The organism is Alcaligenes sp. 13f (assembly GCF_020496585.1).
Classification (GTDB): domain Bacteria; phylum Pseudomonadota; class Gammaproteobacteria; order Burkholderiales; family Burkholderiaceae_B; genus Alcaligenes; species Alcaligenes phenolicus.
In genome coordinates, this window is sequence record NZ_JAHKKC010000017.1 from 1 (window position 1) to 16,914 (window position 16,914).

17 protein-coding genes and 1 other RNA gene are annotated in these 16,914 nt (G+C 55.1%); 9 read left to right on the forward strand and 9 right to left on the reverse strand.

The features are described 5' to 3' along the window. Positions 1-1,157 precede the first annotated feature (1,157 nt). The 5 genes from KOE80_RS14460 to KOE80_RS14480 all read left to right on the forward strand — a co-directional run bounded on the left by KOE80_RS14460 (position 1,158) and on the right by KOE80_RS14480 (position 5,374). A complete protein-coding gene (locus KOE80_RS14460) occupies positions 1,158-1,313 on the forward strand; it encodes a hypothetical protein (RefSeq protein WP_226349416.1) in 156 nt (51 codons plus the stop codon). Positions 1,314-1,903: 590 nt separating this feature from the next. Further along, the gene (locus KOE80_RS14465) at positions 1,904-2,869 is read left to right on the forward strand and encodes a sulfurtransferase (RefSeq protein WP_226349417.1); all 966 of its coding nucleotides are present in this window, start codon (positions 1,904-1,906) and stop codon (positions 2,867-2,869) included. An 11-nt stretch (positions 2,870-2,880) separates the two neighbouring features. Next, positions 2,881-3,987: a YeeE/YedE family protein gene (locus KOE80_RS14470; RefSeq protein ID WP_060186627.1), complete on the forward strand. Its 1,107-nt coding sequence runs from the start codon at positions 2,881-2,883 to the stop codon at positions 3,985-3,987. 11 nt (positions 3,988-3,998) lie between these two features. Then, a complete protein-coding gene (locus tag KOE80_RS14475; protein WP_009454924.1) occupies positions 3,999-4,163 on the forward strand; it encodes a hypothetical protein in 165 nt (54 codons plus the stop codon). A gap of 230 nt (positions 4,164-4,393) precedes the next feature. Next, positions 4,394-5,374: a hypothetical protein gene (locus tag KOE80_RS14480; RefSeq protein ID WP_009454922.1), complete on the forward strand. Its 981-nt coding sequence runs from the start codon at positions 4,394-4,396 to the stop codon at positions 5,372-5,374. On the opposite strand, the gene msrA is transcribed toward KOE80_RS14480, so the two are convergent. Beyond that, entirely contained in the window at positions 5,371-5,901 is a 531-nt protein-coding gene (gene msrA, locus KOE80_RS14485) for a peptide-methionine (S)-S-oxide reductase MsrA (protein ID WP_035273291.1), read from the reverse strand. The genes KOE80_RS14480 and msrA overlap by 4 nt on opposite strands. Next, entirely contained in the window at positions 5,898-6,266 is a 369-nt protein-coding gene (locus KOE80_RS14490; RefSeq protein WP_035275678.1) for a c-type cytochrome, read from the reverse strand. Before KOE80_RS14490 ends, msrA begins: the two co-directional genes overlap by 4 nt. A gap of 84 nt (positions 6,267-6,350) precedes the next feature. Here KOE80_RS14490 and lgt point away from each other — a divergent pair, with 84 nt between their 5' ends. Further along, positions 6,351-7,148 carry a prolipoprotein diacylglyceryl transferase gene (gene lgt / locus KOE80_RS14495; RefSeq protein WP_026485505.1) on the forward strand — a complete coding sequence of 266 codons (798 nt, stop codon included), beginning with the start codon at positions 6,351-6,353 and terminating at the stop codon, positions 7,146-7,148. Positions 7,149-7,202: 54 nt separating this feature from the next. Here the strand turns inward: lgt and ssrS are convergent. The 3 genes from ssrS to KOE80_RS14510 all read right to left on the reverse strand — a co-directional run bounded on the left by ssrS (position 7,203) and on the right by KOE80_RS14510 (position 8,159). Continuing rightward, a non-coding RNA gene (gene ssrS, locus KOE80_RS14500) (6S RNA) lies at positions 7,203-7,386 on the reverse strand. Positions 7,387-7,439: 53 nt separating this feature from the next. After that, positions 7,440-7,751, reverse strand: coding sequence for a cell division protein ZapA (locus KOE80_RS14505; RefSeq protein ID WP_009454914.1), 312 nt, complete (start codon positions 7,749-7,751; stop codon positions 7,440-7,442). Between the two features lie 3 nt (positions 7,752-7,754). Continuing rightward, positions 7,755-8,159, reverse strand: a complete 405-nt coding sequence (locus KOE80_RS14510; protein ID WP_035273300.1) for a hypothetical protein — start codon at positions 8,157-8,159, stop codon at positions 7,755-7,757. Between the two features lie 340 nt (positions 8,160-8,499). On the opposite strand from KOE80_RS14510, the gene KOE80_RS14515 reads away from it, so the two are divergent. Together KOE80_RS14515 and KOE80_RS14520 are read left to right on the forward strand one after the other, a co-directional pair. Beyond that, positions 8,500-8,958: a tripartite tricarboxylate transporter TctB family protein gene (locus KOE80_RS14515; protein ID WP_009454910.1), complete on the forward strand. Its 459-nt coding sequence runs from the start codon at positions 8,500-8,502 to the stop codon at positions 8,956-8,958. A 17-nt stretch (positions 8,959-8,975) separates the two neighbouring features. Beyond that, positions 8,976-10,481, forward strand: coding sequence for a tripartite tricarboxylate transporter permease (locus tag KOE80_RS14520; protein WP_022983204.1), 1,506 nt, complete (start codon positions 8,976-8,978; stop codon positions 10,479-10,481). A gap of 190 nt (positions 10,482-10,671) precedes the next feature. On the opposite strand, the gene KOE80_RS14525 is transcribed toward KOE80_RS14520, so the two are convergent. From KOE80_RS14525 to KOE80_RS14540, 4 genes are all read right to left on the reverse strand, one after another. Next, positions 10,672-11,706 carry an NAD(P)/FAD-dependent oxidoreductase gene (locus tag KOE80_RS14525; protein WP_226349418.1) on the reverse strand — a complete coding sequence of 345 codons (1,035 nt, stop codon included), beginning with the start codon at positions 11,704-11,706 and terminating at the stop codon, positions 10,672-10,674. A gap of 154 nt (positions 11,707-11,860) precedes the next feature. Then, positions 11,861-13,546 carry an ABC transporter permease gene (locus KOE80_RS14530; RefSeq protein WP_022983205.1) on the reverse strand — a complete coding sequence of 562 codons (1,686 nt, stop codon included), beginning with the start codon at positions 13,544-13,546 and terminating at the stop codon, positions 11,861-11,863. Between the two features lie 12 nt (positions 13,547-13,558). Next, positions 13,559-14,644 carry an ABC transporter ATP-binding protein gene (locus KOE80_RS14535; RefSeq protein WP_022983206.1) on the reverse strand — a complete coding sequence of 362 codons (1,086 nt, stop codon included), beginning with the start codon at positions 14,642-14,644 and terminating at the stop codon, positions 13,559-13,561. Positions 14,645-14,727: 83 nt separating this feature from the next. Beyond that, positions 14,728-15,765 (reverse strand): ABC transporter substrate-binding protein, encoded by a 1,038-nt coding sequence (locus KOE80_RS14540; protein WP_009454900.1) that lies wholly within the window; start codon positions 15,763-15,765, stop codon positions 14,728-14,730. Between the two features lie 224 nt (positions 15,766-15,989). Between KOE80_RS14540 and KOE80_RS14545 the strand changes: the two genes are divergently transcribed. Next, a complete protein-coding gene (locus tag KOE80_RS14545) occupies positions 15,990-16,913 on the forward strand; it encodes an NAD(P)-dependent oxidoreductase (RefSeq protein WP_226349419.1) in 924 nt (307 codons plus the stop codon). Position 16,914: the final 1 nt, after the last annotated feature.

Genomic DNA, 16,914 nt, shown 5'->3' on the forward strand with positions numbered 1-16,914 from the left:
CTTCATCTTTCGTTTGTGAGCACTTGATACAAACTTGTGGCGATCCCCGAAGGGTTCGACTCGCTCATTCCAAGCGCCCACACTTATCGGCTGTTAATTGTTAAAGAGCAGTGACAGTTGCCTGTCGTTCTACTGACTAACCCGGCTGGCTCGTCGCGTTTAGCGCTTCGTGCCTTGCTGTGTTAGCAGCAGAGAAACGAGATTATGAAGCAGATCAGGCAGTGTGTCAAGCGTTTTTTTGAAGAAGCTAGAAAGTTTTAAAACCGTCCAACTCGTCCCGCTTAAACCAGAACTTTCGTTCTTTCCTACCTGCTGAACAATCAACCGTGAGGCTAACCATCCAACTTCACAAACAAGGGTAAATTTTCAAATTCGTTTCAACCTTCGAAACCGCTTAAAAACTTAACGTTGCGTTCTCTGGAGCAGAACCTAGAACTTTAACACAGAATTTTCTGTTTTGTCAAGCTCCGGGTTTTACACCGTGTCAGTTACCTGACTCAGTCATCAAAGCTTCGGTGCGGGCCTCTTGGCCAAAGCGGTGAAACTTGTCTAACTGCTCTCTGTAGCGCTTCAGGGAAAACCCTGTGTGTGCTGCAGCGAGAAAAGAACTATAGCATGAGGATTTTCCGCTTTGCAAGCGTTTCATGGGGTTTTTCTCGGTATTTCAGGAGAGAAAACTCCGTAAAACGATGTAGCTGATTGATAACTATGAAGAATAACTATAAAAATAATTTTTTGCTTATTTCGACTTTTTGCCTCCAGGCAGGAGGCTTCAAGCTTCTTCAGAGCAAAACACGAACTGAAAGCTATTTTTCTCACAGAAATTCGTTAAATCATCTCCCCCGTTCTCTGACAACTCCTCCCTCTATCCTCCTCTATATAGATAGAAGAGAAACTCCCTCCGAAAAACAGTCGCCAGTCGATGGGTTGGTTGGTTGCTGGATGGATGGCGGACAAAAGAACGGCCACACGAACACTGCATCGGCCCTGTGCCTTCAACCAACAGTGTCTATATATAGATAACGAGTTGAATGGCCTCCAAGATCGAGCATTATGCAGGGCTGCTAGCCACTCGGGGCCCCGGGACCGGGTGTTGGGGCGAGTCAGAGTACTTGCCGCAGTCGGAGTCACAATCGGGGATGCAAGCAGTCTGCTGTTTGAGCCCAACGTTTGTGATTGGTCCGGGGGACCAATCACTGGGCGAGTTCAGACTGCGCCCCGATGGTGACTTCGACAAGGGTACCGGCGCGTTGCGCCGGCAAGTCGTCCGCCCCAACACCCTGTCCTGGGGCTTCGAGTGGCGCCCTACGTAGAGCGGCTGGAACAATGAGCGCCACCCTCTATATAGCCAGGCCTTTCATCACTGCGACTCTACTCTCTATATATAGATAGAAGACGGCCTCACCAAGAAGTAAACCAATCCGCGCCCCCTCAATGCCTCAATGCCTCAATGCCTCAATGCCTCAATGCCTCAATGCCTCAATGCCTCAATGCCTCAATGCCCTTCAGTATCCCTCCGAGTCTCAGCCTCGTTGCCTTTGATACGTCGGATTTTCGAACCTTTGAGCCTCTGAACCTTTGGGTCTCTAAGTCTCCATCCGTTAGAGCACCAAACACACCACCCCCCCTCTCTTGTAAAGACAGCGCAGCCTTCTCTTACCTATAAAGCTGTCTCTCTCTATAGACCCTCTATATATAGAGGGAACAAAAACACACTTACCTGCTAGATAGACCCAACCACATAAACACAATCCCCCAAGGCGAGCTTTAAGCAAAGCCCCCCTTACACCTCCAAGCAATAAGCTAATCCCCAATTCATTGTTATTTTCTGTAGCCACGTTCATTACCATTCCTTATGCACTTAATCCTCTAAGCAGGCCTCTGCTTACTCAAGAGAGTAATAATGATCAAACCAATCCTCATCTCCCTGGCATTTGCATTCAGCACGGTCCTGGCACCGACTGCCTCCGCGGAGCCAAGCACGCCCGACACAACAGCCAAACCAGCCGCCTTGATCTCGGCTGGCGACCTGGCCACCAAGCTGGATCAAGACAAGCTGCGCATTCTGGATATCCGCACAGACAAAGAATATGCAGCAGGCCACGTCCCCGGCGCCGTTCACACCCCATACGGTGCCTACCGCGGCCCGGCCGAAAACGCCGGTGCTCTGCGCTCCGAAGCCGAGCTGTCTGCCCTGTTCAGCAAAGCCGGCATTTCCAAGGACAGCTACGTTGTCGTCACCTACGCGGGCGCGAACCCCACAGACTTCGGCGCAGCAGCACGCGTGTACTGGACACTGAAAGCTGGCGGCCTGACCCAGCTATCCATTCTGGACGGCGGCCTGCAAGCCTGGGAAGCCGAAGGCAAAGCCCTGAGCAAAGACACCCCCACTGTCACCCCCACCGAATTCAGCTACCACTACAACAAAGACATGGTGGTCAGCACACAAGAAGTCGCTGACTACATCAAGAACGGCCAGGCTCCCGTCTTGCTGGACGCTCGCCCAACCGAATTCTTCAAAGGCGAAAAGCGCGTTGACGCCGCCGCCCGCTACGGCACCCTGCCCGGCGCACGCGAGCTGGACTTCAACAGCTTTTTCCGTAGCGACAAACCTGTCCTGAAAGACACCGGAGAACTCGTCAAGATCGTCAAAGAACAAGGCCTGGACGACAAACCCACCGTTTCGTTCTGCAATACCGGCCACTGGGCTGCCACGAACTGGTTCGTCCTGTCCGAACTGGCCGGCAACCCCAACGTGAAGCTCTACCCCGAGTCCGTCGTGGAATGGAGCCGCAGCAACTTGCCTATGGATAACCAGCCCTCCCGTTTCGAAGTTCTGAAACTCGATGCCAAGCGCGCCATTAACTAAAGAAATCGATCATGCTTTATCTGACTAGACTTGGCTTTATCCTGGCCAGCCTGGCCCTGATTGTTGGGGTCGCTCTGGTAGGTGGACTGCGCCAAGGCCTGCTCGCCCTGCTGGGGATTGGCTTTGGTGCCGTCCTGCAAGGAGCCCGTTTCGGTTTCACGACCGGATGGCGTAACTATATCGAGCGCCGTGACCCTCAAGGTATCTGGGCACAAATGCTCCTGCTGGTATTGGCCGCTGCCTTCACCCTACCCTTGATCGCCGATAGTGGCGGTGAGCTGGTTGGCGCGATTGCCCCATTGACCATCAGCCTGGTATTGGGTGCCTTTCTGTTTGGCGCTGCCATGCAACTGGCCGATGGCTGCGGTTCCGGCACTCTCTATAAAGCAGGCGCAGGCGCACCGATTTCCTTTGCGGTTCTGCCTACCTTTGCCATTGGTAGCTTTCTAGGCGCATCGCACCAGCCCGGCTGGATTGCCCTGGGCGGCCTACCCGCTATCGACCTGACCGTGTCCTTGGGCTGGCCCACTGCCTTGTTGATTACCGTACTAGGCTGCGCCGCCGTATCCTGGTTCGTCGGCCGAGGTGCACGTCGCCATCGGAAAGAGCAAAACAGCCCACCTGCCAAATGGGAAATGCGCTGGTGGATGGGCGCTTTGCTGCTGGCCGTGCTGTATGCCATTCACATGATCGTCGCAGGCCAACCCTGGGGCATCGTCTATGGTATTGGCTTGTGGGGCGCAAAAGTATTCTCGGCTCTGGGTTGGTCCCCAGTTGGCGACGCGTTCTGGGGCGTGGCTCCACATGCACAACGTCTGGCTGAACCCGTCCTGGCTGACGTTACTTCGGTCACCAACTTTGGTTTGATTTTGGGCGCCATGGCAGCCTCACGCTGGAACCATCCTGCCAATTTCAAATCCCCCAATGCCCGCACTTTGTGGGTAGGCGCAATTGCGGGCCTGGTGATGGGCTACAGCGCCCGTATGGCCTTCGGATGTAATGTGGGCGCATTCCTGGGAGGCATCGCCTCGGCCAGCATCCATGGCTGGGTCTGGTTTGCACTGGCCTTTGCCGGGTCCATCATAGGCGTGCGCATTCGTCGCCGCGTTAATCCTTGAGTCGTGCAAGCATGAGCAAAACTACTTTCCGCCTTATTACCAGTACCTTCTGGCTGGTCGTTGTCTTGCTAGTTGTCATGGACAGCCTGCAAGACTATCCCTACCGCCCCGAGCCCGCCCCCATTGCCTGGGGTAGTGGACAAGCCGCTAGCGGCGGCCACTGCTCGGGTCGATAAGCCGGGGCCTACCCGGCCTGCAACACCCCTGATGGGAGAAAACCAGGCAGCCTTACTTGGCTGCATCGGGTTTCACCATCAGGGGTTTTCTTTTGGGTGAAGGAAAGCGCATCCGCTTGTAGTGACAAACCGACAGCCTGCATTGCCCGCCCCCACACAAGCGCCAGAGCACGACAAAGCAAGCACAGAGCCGTGCTAGCATCAATCAGATTTCCCAACCCTCTGTTGTCATGCTGACCTTCCTTCGCACCACCTTTAGCCGCAGCCTGCGCATGTTTTATACCGTTGCGCGCATCATGCTCCCCATCATGATTGCGGTGCGTATTGCCGCGCAGTTGGGTCTGATCGAGCAAGTCGGTAAACTGATAGGCCCGATCATGGCACTGGTTGGCCTGCCAGCCGAAGCCGGTATTGTCTGGGCAACCACTGCTCTGGCCGGTATTTACGCTGGCATAGGATCAATGGCGGCCTTGGGCGACAGCTTGAGTTTCAACGTGGCTCAAATCAGCGTCTTGGGCACCATGATGCTGTTTGCACACAATATGCCTATGGAACAGGCAATTGTGCGTCGGGCCGGAGCCAGCTTCTGGTTTACCGCCACGCTGCGGATTGTCTGCGCCCTGCTTTACGGTGGCCTGCTGGCCTGGGGTTTGAATAGCGCCGGGCTGTTACAGGAACCCGTGTCCCTTGCCTGGCTTTATGGGCAATCCAATGCCACACAAGGCGGTTGGCAAGGCTGGGTAGACTGGTTGTGGGGAACGGCCAGCTCGCTATTCATGACTTGGCTGATTATTCTTGGCCTGCTCCTGATCCTGTCAGTCCTGGAGAAAATCGGCTTCACCCGATTGCTGACTCGACTCCTGCTTCCCTTGCTCCGCTTTTCAGGCTTGGAAGAACGAGTCGCCCCCACCACCACGATTGGCGTATTGCTGGGCTTGAGCTACGGCGGTGCCTTGATTATTGATGAGTCCCGCCAGCAGAACTACAGTCCCAGAACACGCTTGCTGGCCTTGTCCTGGCTGTCATTGAGCCACTCCCTGATTGAAGACACCATTCTTATTCTGGCTCTGGGTGCCAACATCTGGGTGGCCCTGGTCGGCCGACTTGTTCTGACCTTGTTGATTATTGGCCTGATGGCCCGTCTGACATTACCAGGTAGCGCCCTGTACAGACGCTACCTTGCTTCTGCCTCGCACCCTCAGGATGCTTAGCTTTTGACCAGCAGATCCTGAAAACGCTGGTAGAACTTCTTGAGCTTGGGCGCAATGACCATCTGGCAATAGGCTTGCTCGGGGTGCAATGCAAAATAATCGTGGTGATAATCCTCGGCCTCCCAGAAAGTGGAACTGTCGAGCACATGGGTCACGATCGGTGCATCAAACTGCGATTTGATTTCTTCGATGACTTCAAAGGCCTGGCGGCGCTGTTCTTCATTTTGACAAAAAATTGCCGACGCATACTGTGGTCCCTGGTCAGCGCCCTGACGATCCGGCGTGGTAGGGTCATGGGTCAGGAAAAATACCTCCAGCAAATCCCGATAGGAAATGACGGAAGGGTCGAATTCCACTTTGACCACTTCAATATGGCCGGTCTGCTTTCCGCAAACCTGCTCATAGGTGGGATGCTCTACATGGCCGCCACAATATCCGGGCACCACAGACTGCACACCTTGCAAGGCTTTGAAAATCCCTTCAGTGCACCAAAAACATCCGCCACCTAATATGGCTGTTTCCTTCATGAATTCTCCTTTGTTGACGAATTGGCTAGACTCAGCAACCAGGCTGCAATAGCTTGTGCTTGCTCGGCGCTGATCCGGTTTTGAGCGGGCATGGGAATAGCTCCCCAGTTCCCCCGACTACCCTGTTGAATTTGTCGCTGCAAATACGCCTGAGTTTCCTGCGCCGGACCTGACGCGTAGCGTTGGGCGATCTCCCGAAAAGGGGGCCCGACCCGTTTACGATCAATTTGATGACAGGACAAGCACTGCGCCTGCACGATATCCATCAGCGCTACCGTATCAGCCTTTGCCACCGGATTAAAGATCATCAATCCACAAAAAACTACTAATGGTAAACGTCTGGCCCAAGAGACTGAATGCAGCATGATCCTTCCCTTACAATTTACCCAGCCCTGGTCTGGGCTCGCAGTCACGCTATTATCTGATATTCATCTCTGTAATGGGCACGCATGTTAATTCACCCGCAGTTTGATCCCGTCGCCATACAACTTGGACCCCTTGCCATTCATTGGTATGGCTTGATGTATTTAGTGGGCTTTGGCCTGGTTTGGCTGGCTGGCACAGCGCGTATCCGTGCGGGCTATGACTTGCTGACCCGCAAGGACCTGGAAGACCTGATCTTTTACTGCGTCCTGGGCGTGGTGGCAGGTGGGCGTCTGGGCTACACCCTGTTCTACCAACCCTCTTACTACTTGTCGCACCCGCTGGAGATTCTGTATGTCTGGCAAGGTGGCATGTCCTTTCATGGTGGTCTGATCGGTGTGCTGGTGACAATTGCGCTGTTTGCTCGAAACCGTCAACGGCGTTTTCTGGAAGTCAGCGATTTTCTGGCTCCCCTGATTCCCCTGGGGCTGGCCGTGGGCCGCCTGGGTAATTTCATTAACGGCGAACTATGGGGTCGCCCCAGTGATGTGCCCTGGGCCATGGTATTTCCGCAAGTGGATGCAACCCCCCGCCATCCTTCGCAGTTGTATGAGATGGCCCTGGAGGGCATTGCCCTGTTTATCTTGCTGTGGTGGTTCACGCGTCGTCCACGCGCCGTCGGTCAGACCAGTGCCCTGTTCCTGATCGGCTACGGTTTCTTCCGCTTCATGGTGGAATACACCCGCGAGCCCGACGGCTACCTGGGTCTGCTCAGCGCAGGCTTGTCGATGGGGCAGTGGTTGTCCTTGCCCATGATTGTCGCTGGCCTGGCTCTGTTTGCGTATGCCAGCAAACGAGACGTTGCGCCTGGCAGTCAGAAATAAACAAAACAGCAGAAAAGAAAAAAGCCCGTCCAGATCTGGACGGGCTTTTTTTGTAGGTGCCCCACCATTGCCGTCAAGACCGGCATCCTGGAACCGAGGGTCCAAGATCGGCTGTCATCAAGCCAGCTTCGGGTTCGTCGACGAGGACGATCGCTCCTACTGGCTAATCCAACAACCTGTATGCCAAAAGCATTGGTTCAAGGAATGTATGGTCGTGTCACGAACACGGCAGGGACTTACTGGGATGAAGCGGCCCGCGAGGGACAACAAGGGACTGCTTTCAAATTTGGTTTAGCGCGCGGTACCCGAAGGTTCGATGACCTCGTCAATCATTGCGTGCATGTCTTCAATTTTACGCTTGAAATCGCCAAAAGCAACATTAGCCAGAGGACCATCAGGTGCTTTAGCGGATAAAAACTCGCTGGCGATCTGAATGGCGGCCATGACGGCGATACGTTCGTTGCCAGAGACACGGCCCGAACCCTTGATAGACTGCATGCGCTGGTCTACCAGTTTGACAGCTTCCAGCAAGCGCGCTTTTTCGGAAGGAGGGCATGCCAGAGAGTAATCGCGGCCCAACAGGGAAATATCGACTCGTTCCATGACTTACTCCTGTACGGCACCGGGTAAACGCATCAGGATCGAACCAATCTGGTCGCGAGCCTGTCCTGCTACATCACGCAACACACCCATACCCGCGCGTGCGCTGTCCAACTCGCGACGCAAGGCAACTACCTGGGCCTGTTCCTGTTCAAGCAGCTTTTTCAGTTCTGCCTGATCAGCCTGCGCTTGTTGCTGCACCACATCCAGTTGACGCTGATGCGAAGCAACACCGGTGGACAGGGACTCGAACTCATCTTGTTGACGACGATTTTGCTGGCGCAAGGCGTCCAGCTCGGCATCCTGAGTTTTCAGACGAGCTAATAATTGAGCGCGTTCAGCGTTGAGCTGACGAGATTGCTCTACCAGTTGACCGATACGGTCAGCGAGAAAGTCGAGATCTTGCAACATGGGCCTTATCGTAAACCATTGCTAGCGTTACTGGGTAGAGGAATTTCATACTAATGATAACCTTTCACCCATCTTTCCATTACCTTTCAAACTTCTTTCAAAGCCTGCCATCCACCTACGAACACGCTCCCAAAAAACCCTAAATTTCCGGAATTACCGGGAAAACCCTTAAAAACTAGGGTCATCTCAGGGTTTCCAGTCTTCAAGTGCTCCATTACCATGCGTCACCTCTGTTCAATGCAGTCGGCACACGCAGAGTATGGAGCCCGCTCCACTATAAAGAAGCTGACACAGGAAAAAGGAAAACCAATGCGCAAGGCAGACAAGGAGAATCCACCTTATGCAAATTAAAAATAAACAGGACTTCTGGTCCGGGGTCATGTTCGTGGTCGTGGGCGCCGCTTTCGCGCTCGGGGCCACCAGCTACTCGATGGGAACAGCCGCCCGCATGGGGCCCGGCTACTTCCCCTTCTGGCTTGGTGTATGCCTGAGCTTGTTAGGGGCGGTTGTCACTTTGGGCTCGATGTCTGCCAAAGCAGAAAGCACCGAGGTAGAGAAGTTTAACTGGAAAGTGCTCTTCGTTATCATCGGCGCGGTCGTGCTTTGCGGTCTGACACTGAACTCGCTGGGTGTTTACATCTCCATTTTCCTGCTTGTACTGATCAGCAGCTTTGCCAGCCATGAATTTAGCTGGCCTGTTGCACTGGGCGCAGCCGTCTTTTTGGTGCTGTTCGTCTGGTTGGCATTCATCAAGGGCCTGGGGCTGGTGTTCCCCCTGTGGCCAAGTTTTCTGGCCTGATTAGGGGGTGAACGAATATGGAATTATTTGACAACCTGATGCTGGGTTTCTCGGTGGCGATCACGCCCGAGAACCTGGCCTACGCTTTGCTCGGTTGCATACTGGGCACCTTGATTGGCGTGTTGCCTGGCATTGGCCCTGTGCCAACCATTGCCATGCTGCTGCCTATTACGTATGTACTGCCTCCCGTTGCGGGTCTGATCATGCTGGCCGGTATTTACTATGGCGCCCAATATGGTGGGTCTACAACCGCCATTCTGGTTGCCCTGCCGGGGGAAACTTCGGCCGTAGTCACCGTGCTGGACGGACACCAGATGGCCCGTAATGGCCGGGCCGGTGCTGCCCTGGCGATTGCTGCTCTGGGTTCTTTCTTTGCCGGTTGTGTGGCCACCGTGCTGCTGGCCGCTTTTGCACCGCCCTTGGCTGAAGTCGCCTTCAAGTTTGGACCTGCGGAGTATTTCTCATTAATGGTCTTGGGCCTGGTCGGTGCTGTGGTGCTGGCTTCCGGCTCCCTGCCCAAAGCTATCTGCATGATCTTGCTGGGTCTGCTGCTGGGTATGGTCGGTACCGACGTGAACTCCGGTGTTGCCCGTTACGACTTTGGTATTCCAGAACTGCAAGACGGTATCGACTTCGCCGTGGTGGCCATGGGTGTGTTTGGTTTCTCCGAAATCATGAACAACCTGGAGCTGGGCGATCAACGCGTGGAGATCACTGGCAAGGTCGGCTCGCTGTACCCCAACAAGCAAGAGTTCAAGGAGTCCTGGCCTGCTGTCGTGCGTGGTACCGCCATGGGTTCTTGCCTGGGTATCTTGCCCGGTGGTGGCGCGGTGCTGTCCTCCTTTGCGTCTTACACACTGGAGAAGAAAATCTCCAAAAACCCGGAACGCTTTGGTAAAGGTCACCCTGCTGGTCTGGCCGGTCCCGAGTCTGCCAACAACGCTGCCGCTCAAACCTCCTTCATCCCGCTGCTGACCCTGGGTATCCCCGGTAACGCTGTGACCGCGCTGATGATTGGTGCCATGACCATCCACAACATTCAGCCTGGTCCACAAGTGATGACCAGCCACCCTGAACTGTTCTGGGGTCTGATCGCCTCCATGTGGATTGGTAACCTGATGCTGGTGATCCTGAACCTGCCATTGGTAGGCCTGTGGGTGAAACTGCTTAAAGTGCCCTACCGCCTGCTGTTCCCCGCCATTCTGGTGTTCTGCACGGTGGGTGTGTACTCGCTGAACTACAACGTGTTTGACATTCTGGTCACCGCCGCCTTCGGTTTGGTGGGCTACGTCTGGTCCAAGCTGCGTTGTGAAGGTGCTCCGCTGTTGCTGGGTCTGGTCCTGGGACCAATGATGGAGGAAAACTTCCGTCGTGCCCTGCTACTGTCCCGCGGTGATTACACCACCTTTGTGACACGTCCTCTGTCCCTGTCGCTGCTGGTCTTGGCTGCCTTCCTGGTTGTGGTTGTGGCCCTGCCTTCGGTGAAAAAGAAACGCGAAGAGACCTTCGTCGAAGAGGACTAAGACACCGTCCGTTCTCTGGTTTGAACGCTCCCGCTGAAAGGGAGCATTCAAACCGGCGCAGTCAACAAGAAGGCCTGATTTCGTCTCTCCACGAAATCAGGCCTTTTTCTTTGTCAGCTGATTTCGCTGCCTGCTTTCAAGACAGCCAAATCTTTGAAAGAGCGCACAGCCCTACGTCAGGAAACAAGCCTCAGGCAGCCAGAACTGCCTGCGTACACAAGCTTCCCAACAAGGGAGCCAGAATGACACCGGGGTGGGCCACGACGGCGAACAAACCCTCTACAGTCCCAATAGGCCCACACAAGGGCTGCTTGTTACTAGTCATGGGGCGCTGCCCGACCTCTATAGACAAGATGCGCGGGACAGAAGGCAGTTGCAGCAACTGGGCAATGGACTGACAGGTTTGCTCGGCCAGACGCTGCAAACCTGCCTCGCCTTCCAAGGGATAATCCAACGCCGACATCAACCCTCTTTCTTTGCCCGGTCGCAACTCCAGATCCTGAGCACAGAGTAAATGCCGGACCCGATTTCTATCAGCATCCAGGCGCAGTAACACGGCGGGCTGTTGCTGTATAGGCAACGCTACCCCTGCACTGGCTGCCAAAGCCAAGGCACCATAAGCATTGGCCAGCACCACCTTGTTGGCCTCGATGACTTGCCCTTGCACTTCTATACCGTTCACTCGCCCTCCTGCCGACAACACACGCTGTACCGTACCGGACAAAACCGTGGCGCCATTCGCTTGCGCCGCTTGAATAAAACAACGTGCCAGATCTACTGGCTCCAAGGCGAAATCATCGGGCGCCCACATTGCCAAATCCGGTACAGCTGCCAACGACGGTTCTTTCTGACGCACTTGCGCGGCTGACAGGCTTTCAACCCTGGAACCGGCTGCCAGATGCTCGGCAATCAAGGCGGCTGTCTCGTCCGTCGTTTCCCCCCAGGACAAGGCTCCACGCACGGTCACAGGCAATGCCCCCAAGGTCTGCTTCAGACGCGTGTACTCTTCCAGAGCGTGTAGACGCAAGGCAAAGGCGTTAGTGTCATCAGAAGGTGTACTGGCGCTGGCTCGTACCCATCCAAAAGAGGCAGCGGTTGCGCTAGGCACATTACCCGAACCCTGATCGATCAAAGTGACTGCGGCACCCGCTTGAGTCAGATGCCAGGCGACCGACGCCCCCATCACACCACCACCGACGACCAGCACTTTGCATTTATGCGTCATAGCTTTCTACTAATGGGTAAACAAAAAACAGCCAGCCCCTTGTGCGCATGAACAAGTGAATAGCCAGCCAGGCAACAAGATACGGTCTGCTCTCAGCAAAAACAACAAGGGCCTGAATCCCTTGCGGAATTCAGGCCCTTGAGATCAGTCCAACTTACATCGTGCCTTGGCGGCGCTTGTAAAAGTTACCGATATACATGGCCAGCAGCACCAGCACGGTAGAGATCAGAATCATGATGATCCCCAGCGCCGAGAGCTTGCCCCACAAACCATCTTCGGCATAACCCAGCACCTGTACCGCCAGCACTTCCGTACCGGGACGGGACAGCACCACCGACACCGTCAGCTCACGAATGAACATGGTTGCCATCAAGATCCAGGCCGACACCACACCAGGAATCAGCAAAGGAATAATGATGCGGCGCATGGTGGTCCAGGAACTGGCCCCGGCAACGGCCGAGGACTCCTCCAGGTGGGCATGGACCTGCACAAAAGCGGCCGACAAGGGTCGGATACCGTAAGGCAGATAAGCGGCGATATAGGCCAGCAGCAAAGCGGTCAGCGTGGCATACAAAGGCGTTTGCACAAAGAACCACATAAAGCCGATACCAATCACAATCCCCGGGAAGGAAAAGGACAGGAAGCTCAAGGTATCCAGCAGCGCCGCCGCCCGCGTTCGTAACTTGACCACCACATAGGCCACAAACAGCGATAGCAATACACCCAGACTGGCTCCGACCACAGCCAGGAACAAACTGTTCTTCATGGCCACTTTGGAGATCGGATCTTGAATGACATCAATCCAGTTCGCCCAGCTCATCAGGGAGAAGGCGCGAGCACTAGGCACCATGGAATACGGAATCATGGAGGTATACAGCAGCACGGCCACAGGCAGCACCACCATCAGCAAACTGATAATGCCCACAATGATGAACAAGGGGATTTTCGCGCGACGCAATTCCAGCTGAGTGGGTTTGAAACCACGGCTGGAGATCGTCACATACTTGCTGCTTTCTTTCGTCATGTAGCGATACAGAACGATCAGGGCAATGGAGGCCGACAGCACACTCATGCCCAGCGCCGCCGCTTTTCCGTAATCCGGAGCGAAGCCGGTAGAGATCATCTCGAACAGATAAGTGGCCAGCACATCCACACGACCTGGGGTACCCAGAACACGTGGCACGGCGTAGGAAGCCAAGGCCCGCACAATCGCCAGAATGAAAGCCGCCATGATGGCTGGACGCAGAATCGGCAGGGTAACCCGCGTCAAGGTACGCCACAGACCGCCCCCGAATACACGGGAGGACTCCTCCATGGAAACGTCAAAAGAGGCCATGGCAGGCGCAATGATCAGGTAGGCCACAGGCATGTTCAACAAGCCTTCAACCAGAATCATGCCCCACAGGGAATAGATGTTCAGCGGTGCTTCCTGCAGGCCCAATGTATCCTGCAAGAACATATTGATCAGGCCGTTGGACGGGTTCAGCAGCAAGGCCCAGCTAACCGAGAACAGCAAGTGCGGAATCATCATGGGGACGATGGACAGCACCGTGAACACCCCTTTCATGGGCATGTTCGTACGCGTATTCAGGTAGGCCAGGAAAACAGCCAGCGCAGTAGAGAACAGGGACGAGCCCAGCACGAAAACCACCGTATTGAAGGTGACTTCCAGCAAGAAGGGATCGGTGTAGGCGGCTACGTATTTAGCCGTGGTAAAGGAACCAAAAGCCGTCAGGCCCTGCGAGAAGCTGCCCAGCAGCAACATCAGGACCGGGCACAGCGTCAGAAAGCCGACGATCAGAATAAGCGACCAGCTAAGTGGTCTGCGTGTGTGATTCATGATGCCCCGCCCTTATGCCGACAACAGCATGCAGTGTTCAGGGTGCAGGTTAAAGCGTACGGTATCGCCCTCTTTCACCTTCACGTCTGGATCAATACACACCAGAAGCTGCTCTTTACCCACTTTGACCTCGGCCTCGTAGGACTCACCGACGAACTCCAGGGCCTGGACCTGACCGTGGAACAGGTTCTGCCCCACTTCATTGGCCTGGCTGCTGACACGAATAAATTCCGGGCGAATGCACAAGGTAACTTCGGTGCCCACGGGCAGGTCACGCTTCTTGCAATGCAGTTGGCCCAGTTCGCATTCCACAATGGTGGAGTCTGCACGCTGCTCCAGCACTTTGGCGCTGATCTGGTTGGCACGACCAATAAAGTCGGCCACAAAGCGGTGATCGGCATCAAAGTAAATTTTTTCTGGCGTACCAATTTCCAGAATCTTGCCACCACGCATCACGGCGATGGAGTTGGACAAGGCCAATGCCTCGACGCGATCATGCGTCACGTACACAGCGGTAATGTCCAGACGGCTCAGAAATTCGCGCAGTTCTTTACGGGTTTCTTCACGCAGCTTGGCATCCAGGTTACTGAGCGGCTCATCAAACAAAATGACTTTAGGCTCGGCCACCAGGGCTCGGGCCAATGCCACACGCTGCTGCTGACCACCGGACAGACGCGTTGCGGAACGCTGATCCACCCCTTCCAGCTGCACAAACTTCAGGATGTTCGCGACTTTTTCACGAATCACCTCTTTGCGCTCGCCGCGCACTTGCAAGGGGTAAGCAATATTGTCGAACACCGTCATGTGTGGCCAGATGGCGTATGTCTGAAACACCATGCCCAAACCGCGCTTTTCCACCGGCACAGCAATATTCTTGGCGCTGGACCAGACGATCTCATCCCCAATGCGGATTTCACCCTCGTCTGGGGTTTCCAGACCAACAATGCACCGCAGCAGCGTGGTTTTGCCGCAGCCGCTGGGCCCTAACAGTGTGAAAAACTCATTAGCGGGAATCGTCAGGTTGATATTGTCCAAAGCCTTGAAGGTTTTGCCCTCTGAGACATAGGTCTTGCTTAGGCCGGTAATTTCAATTTGCATAATGAGTAAATGTTTTCAATAAAAATAAGGCGAGGCGCCAAGGCGCCCCGTTCTAGACGAACCTGTCGTTCTTGTCGTCCCGATTAACGGACGGCGAAGATACGGCTGAATTCGCGGCCCCAACGGACCAGTTCTTCGTCGCTCAGGTCGCGAATAGGCTCGACCTTGGCTTTATCGATCCCCGCAACCGGAGGGTGTACCCCTGGAGCCAGGACGTATTCGCCAACCTTGTTGGCCAGAATGCCCATGGCTTCATTACCCAGCCAGTAGTCCAGGAACACGCGAGCAGCATCAGGATGCGGGGCATTCTTGGTCAGGGCGATGGCACGTGGGGAGCCCAGCAAGGGCTGATCCGACATGGGGCCCCAGGCCAATGGCGCAGGCGACTTGGTCACGATGTACTTGGGCATGGAAATGGCAATCAACTTCTCGCCACTTTCAATAGGAGCCGGAGTTGGGCCAAACGAGGCCACGAACATGGGCTTGTTGGCAGCCAGGCCTTTCAGGAAGTCCAGCCACTGCTCTTCACTGCTAAAGACCTTTTCCTTCAAACCAATCAGCCAGCCAATGGTGGAGGGGTGGTTGGAAGGGTTGGCCATCACAATCTTGTCTTTCCACTTGGGATCGGCCAGATCTTCGTAGCGTTGTGGCGCATCCTCGGCCTTGAGGTGGTCCGTATTATAGATATAAGACACATATTCGATGCCAAATTGAATAATCGAATCGTCTTGAATGGCCCACTCGGGGTAGCCCTGCACGGCTTCGGACTGATGGGGAATCAGCACGCCCTGCTCTTTGAGCAGTTGCAGCATGGGCAAGGGAGCCTGAACCACGTCCGCCATCAACTTGCCGGCGTTGAACTCGGTCAGGATGGTGGGGATGAACTTGGAGCTGGAAATACGGGTGTATTTGCCTTCAATGCCTTGCGCTTGTTGCAAGGCCTTCATGATGGGCTCTACCGCCGTGATGTTGGCGTAGAAAACAGCCTGGCCTTGAGCCTTTGCTTTTTCCAGTACGGCTGCGTCTGCCGCCCACGCCGCCCATGGCAAAGAGGTACTCATAGACGCCAGTCCGGTGGCACCTGCCAGCTTCAAGAAACGACGACGATCAAAAGTGGTCATAGGATTCAAGTTCCAGTTAATTAGCCAGGAAATTATGTGCGCCCATCATAATCCAGACAGGCAAATTCCATTTATTACAGATCTATGTTTGGTTTAGAACATGAGGGGCCTGACGCCGTCAAGCCTAAAACGTTTTGCCGCTTATTCGGGCAGGCAAAGATCAAGCCGATAAAGCTGCGCTAAGCTGTACGATCGAACAGATTATTTTCAAGGAGGCCCGCGCCATGACCCCATCCATTCAGCCTAAACACTATGAACCCGCCAGCCCGCAAAAAGTGGCGTTCATTGGTCTGGGGGTGATGGGCTATCCCATGGCAGGACATCTGGCCCAGGCAGGGCATCAAGTCACGGTGTACAACCGCAATCCGGCCAAGGCGGAACAATGGAGTGAGGAGTTCAAACAGGCCAGGGCCGCTACACCAGCCCTGGCCGCTGCCCAAGCAGACATTGTCATGGCCTGTGTGGGCAATGACGATGACTTGCGCTCGATTTTTCAGGGGCCGGACGGTGTGCTGGCAGGCATGAGGGCAGGGAGCCTGTTTATCGACCACACCACTGCCTCCGCCGAAGTGGCCCAGGAACTGGGAGCACAGGCGGCCAAGCAAGAAGTTGCATTTATCGACGCCCCCATTTCTGGCGGACAGGCGGGTGCCCAGAAAGGCATGCTCAGCATTATGTGTGGTGGGCAAGCTGAGGATATGGAGCGCGCCCGCCCGCTGATGATGAGCTACGCCCAAGCCTGCACCCTGATGGGGCCCTTGGGGTCCGGGCAGCTATGCAAGATGGTGAACCAGATTGCCGTTGTCGGACTCATGCAAGGTCTGGCCGAAGCCATGGCTTTTGGTGAACGGGCCGGACTGGATATGGAGCAGGCCCTGTCTGTATTGACCAAGGGTGCGGCGCGCAGCTGGCAAATGGAAACTAAAGGCCCCACAATGCTGGCCAGAGACTTTCAGCCCGGCTTTACCGTGAACTGGATGTTGAAGGACCTGGATTTGGTGCAGCGGGAGGCACAGCGTAATGGGGCCCAGCTTCCTGCAACCCGCTTGATTCAGGAACAGTTTGCGAAGATTGCCCAGCAGGGCCATCGCGATTGGGATATTTCTACCCTGTTCAATCTGCTGGCCCGTCCAAACGACGCGGCTTAAT

Coding starts and splice junctions, on each gene's coding strand:
- KOE80_RS14540 (WP_009454900.1), bottom strand. CDS start 15,765: ATGACCACTTTTGATCGTCGTCGTTTCTTGAAGCTGGCAGGTGCCACC.
- KOE80_RS14530 (WP_022983205.1), bottom strand. CDS start 13,546: ATGAATCACACACGCAGACCACTTAGCTGGTCGCTTATTCTGATCGTC.
- KOE80_RS14480 (WP_009454922.1), top strand. CDS start 4,394: ATGCTGACCTTCCTTCGCACCACCTTTAGCCGCAGCCTGCGCATGTTT.
- KOE80_RS14535 (WP_022983206.1), bottom strand. CDS start 14,644: ATGCAAATTGAAATTACCGGCCTAAGCAAGACCTATGTCTCAGAGGGC.
- lgt (WP_026485505.1), top strand. CDS start 6,351: ATGTTAATTCACCCGCAGTTTGATCCCGTCGCCATACAACTTGGACCC.
- KOE80_RS14520 (WP_022983204.1), top strand. CDS start 8,976: ATGGAATTATTTGACAACCTGATGCTGGGTTTCTCGGTGGCGATCACG.
- KOE80_RS14525 (WP_226349418.1), bottom strand. CDS start 11,706: ATGACGCATAAATGCAAAGTGCTGGTCGTCGGTGGTGGTGTGATGGGG.
- msrA (WP_035273291.1), bottom strand. CDS start 5,901: ATGAAGGAAACAGCCATATTAGGTGGCGGATGTTTTTGGTGCACTGAA.
- KOE80_RS14470 (WP_060186627.1), top strand. CDS start 2,881: ATGCTTTATCTGACTAGACTTGGCTTTATCCTGGCCAGCCTGGCCCTG.
- KOE80_RS14505 (WP_009454914.1), bottom strand. CDS start 7,751: ATGGAACGAGTCGATATTTCCCTGTTGGGCCGCGATTACTCTCTGGCA.
- KOE80_RS14510 (WP_035273300.1), bottom strand. CDS start 8,159: ATGTTGCAAGATCTCGACTTTCTCGCTGACCGTATCGGTCAACTGGTA.
- KOE80_RS14475 (WP_009454924.1), top strand. CDS start 3,999: ATGAGCAAAACTACTTTCCGCCTTATTACCAGTACCTTCTGGCTGGTC.
- KOE80_RS14490 (WP_035275678.1), bottom strand. CDS start 6,266: ATGCTGCATTCAGTCTCTTGGGCCAGACGTTTACCATTAGTAGTTTTT.
- KOE80_RS14465 (WP_226349417.1), top strand. CDS start 1,904: ATGATCAAACCAATCCTCATCTCCCTGGCATTTGCATTCAGCACGGTC.
- KOE80_RS14545 (WP_226349419.1), top strand. CDS start 15,990: ATGACCCCATCCATTCAGCCTAAACACTATGAACCCGCCAGCCCGCAA.
- KOE80_RS14515 (WP_009454910.1), top strand. CDS start 8,500: ATGCAAATTAAAAATAAACAGGACTTCTGGTCCGGGGTCATGTTCGTG.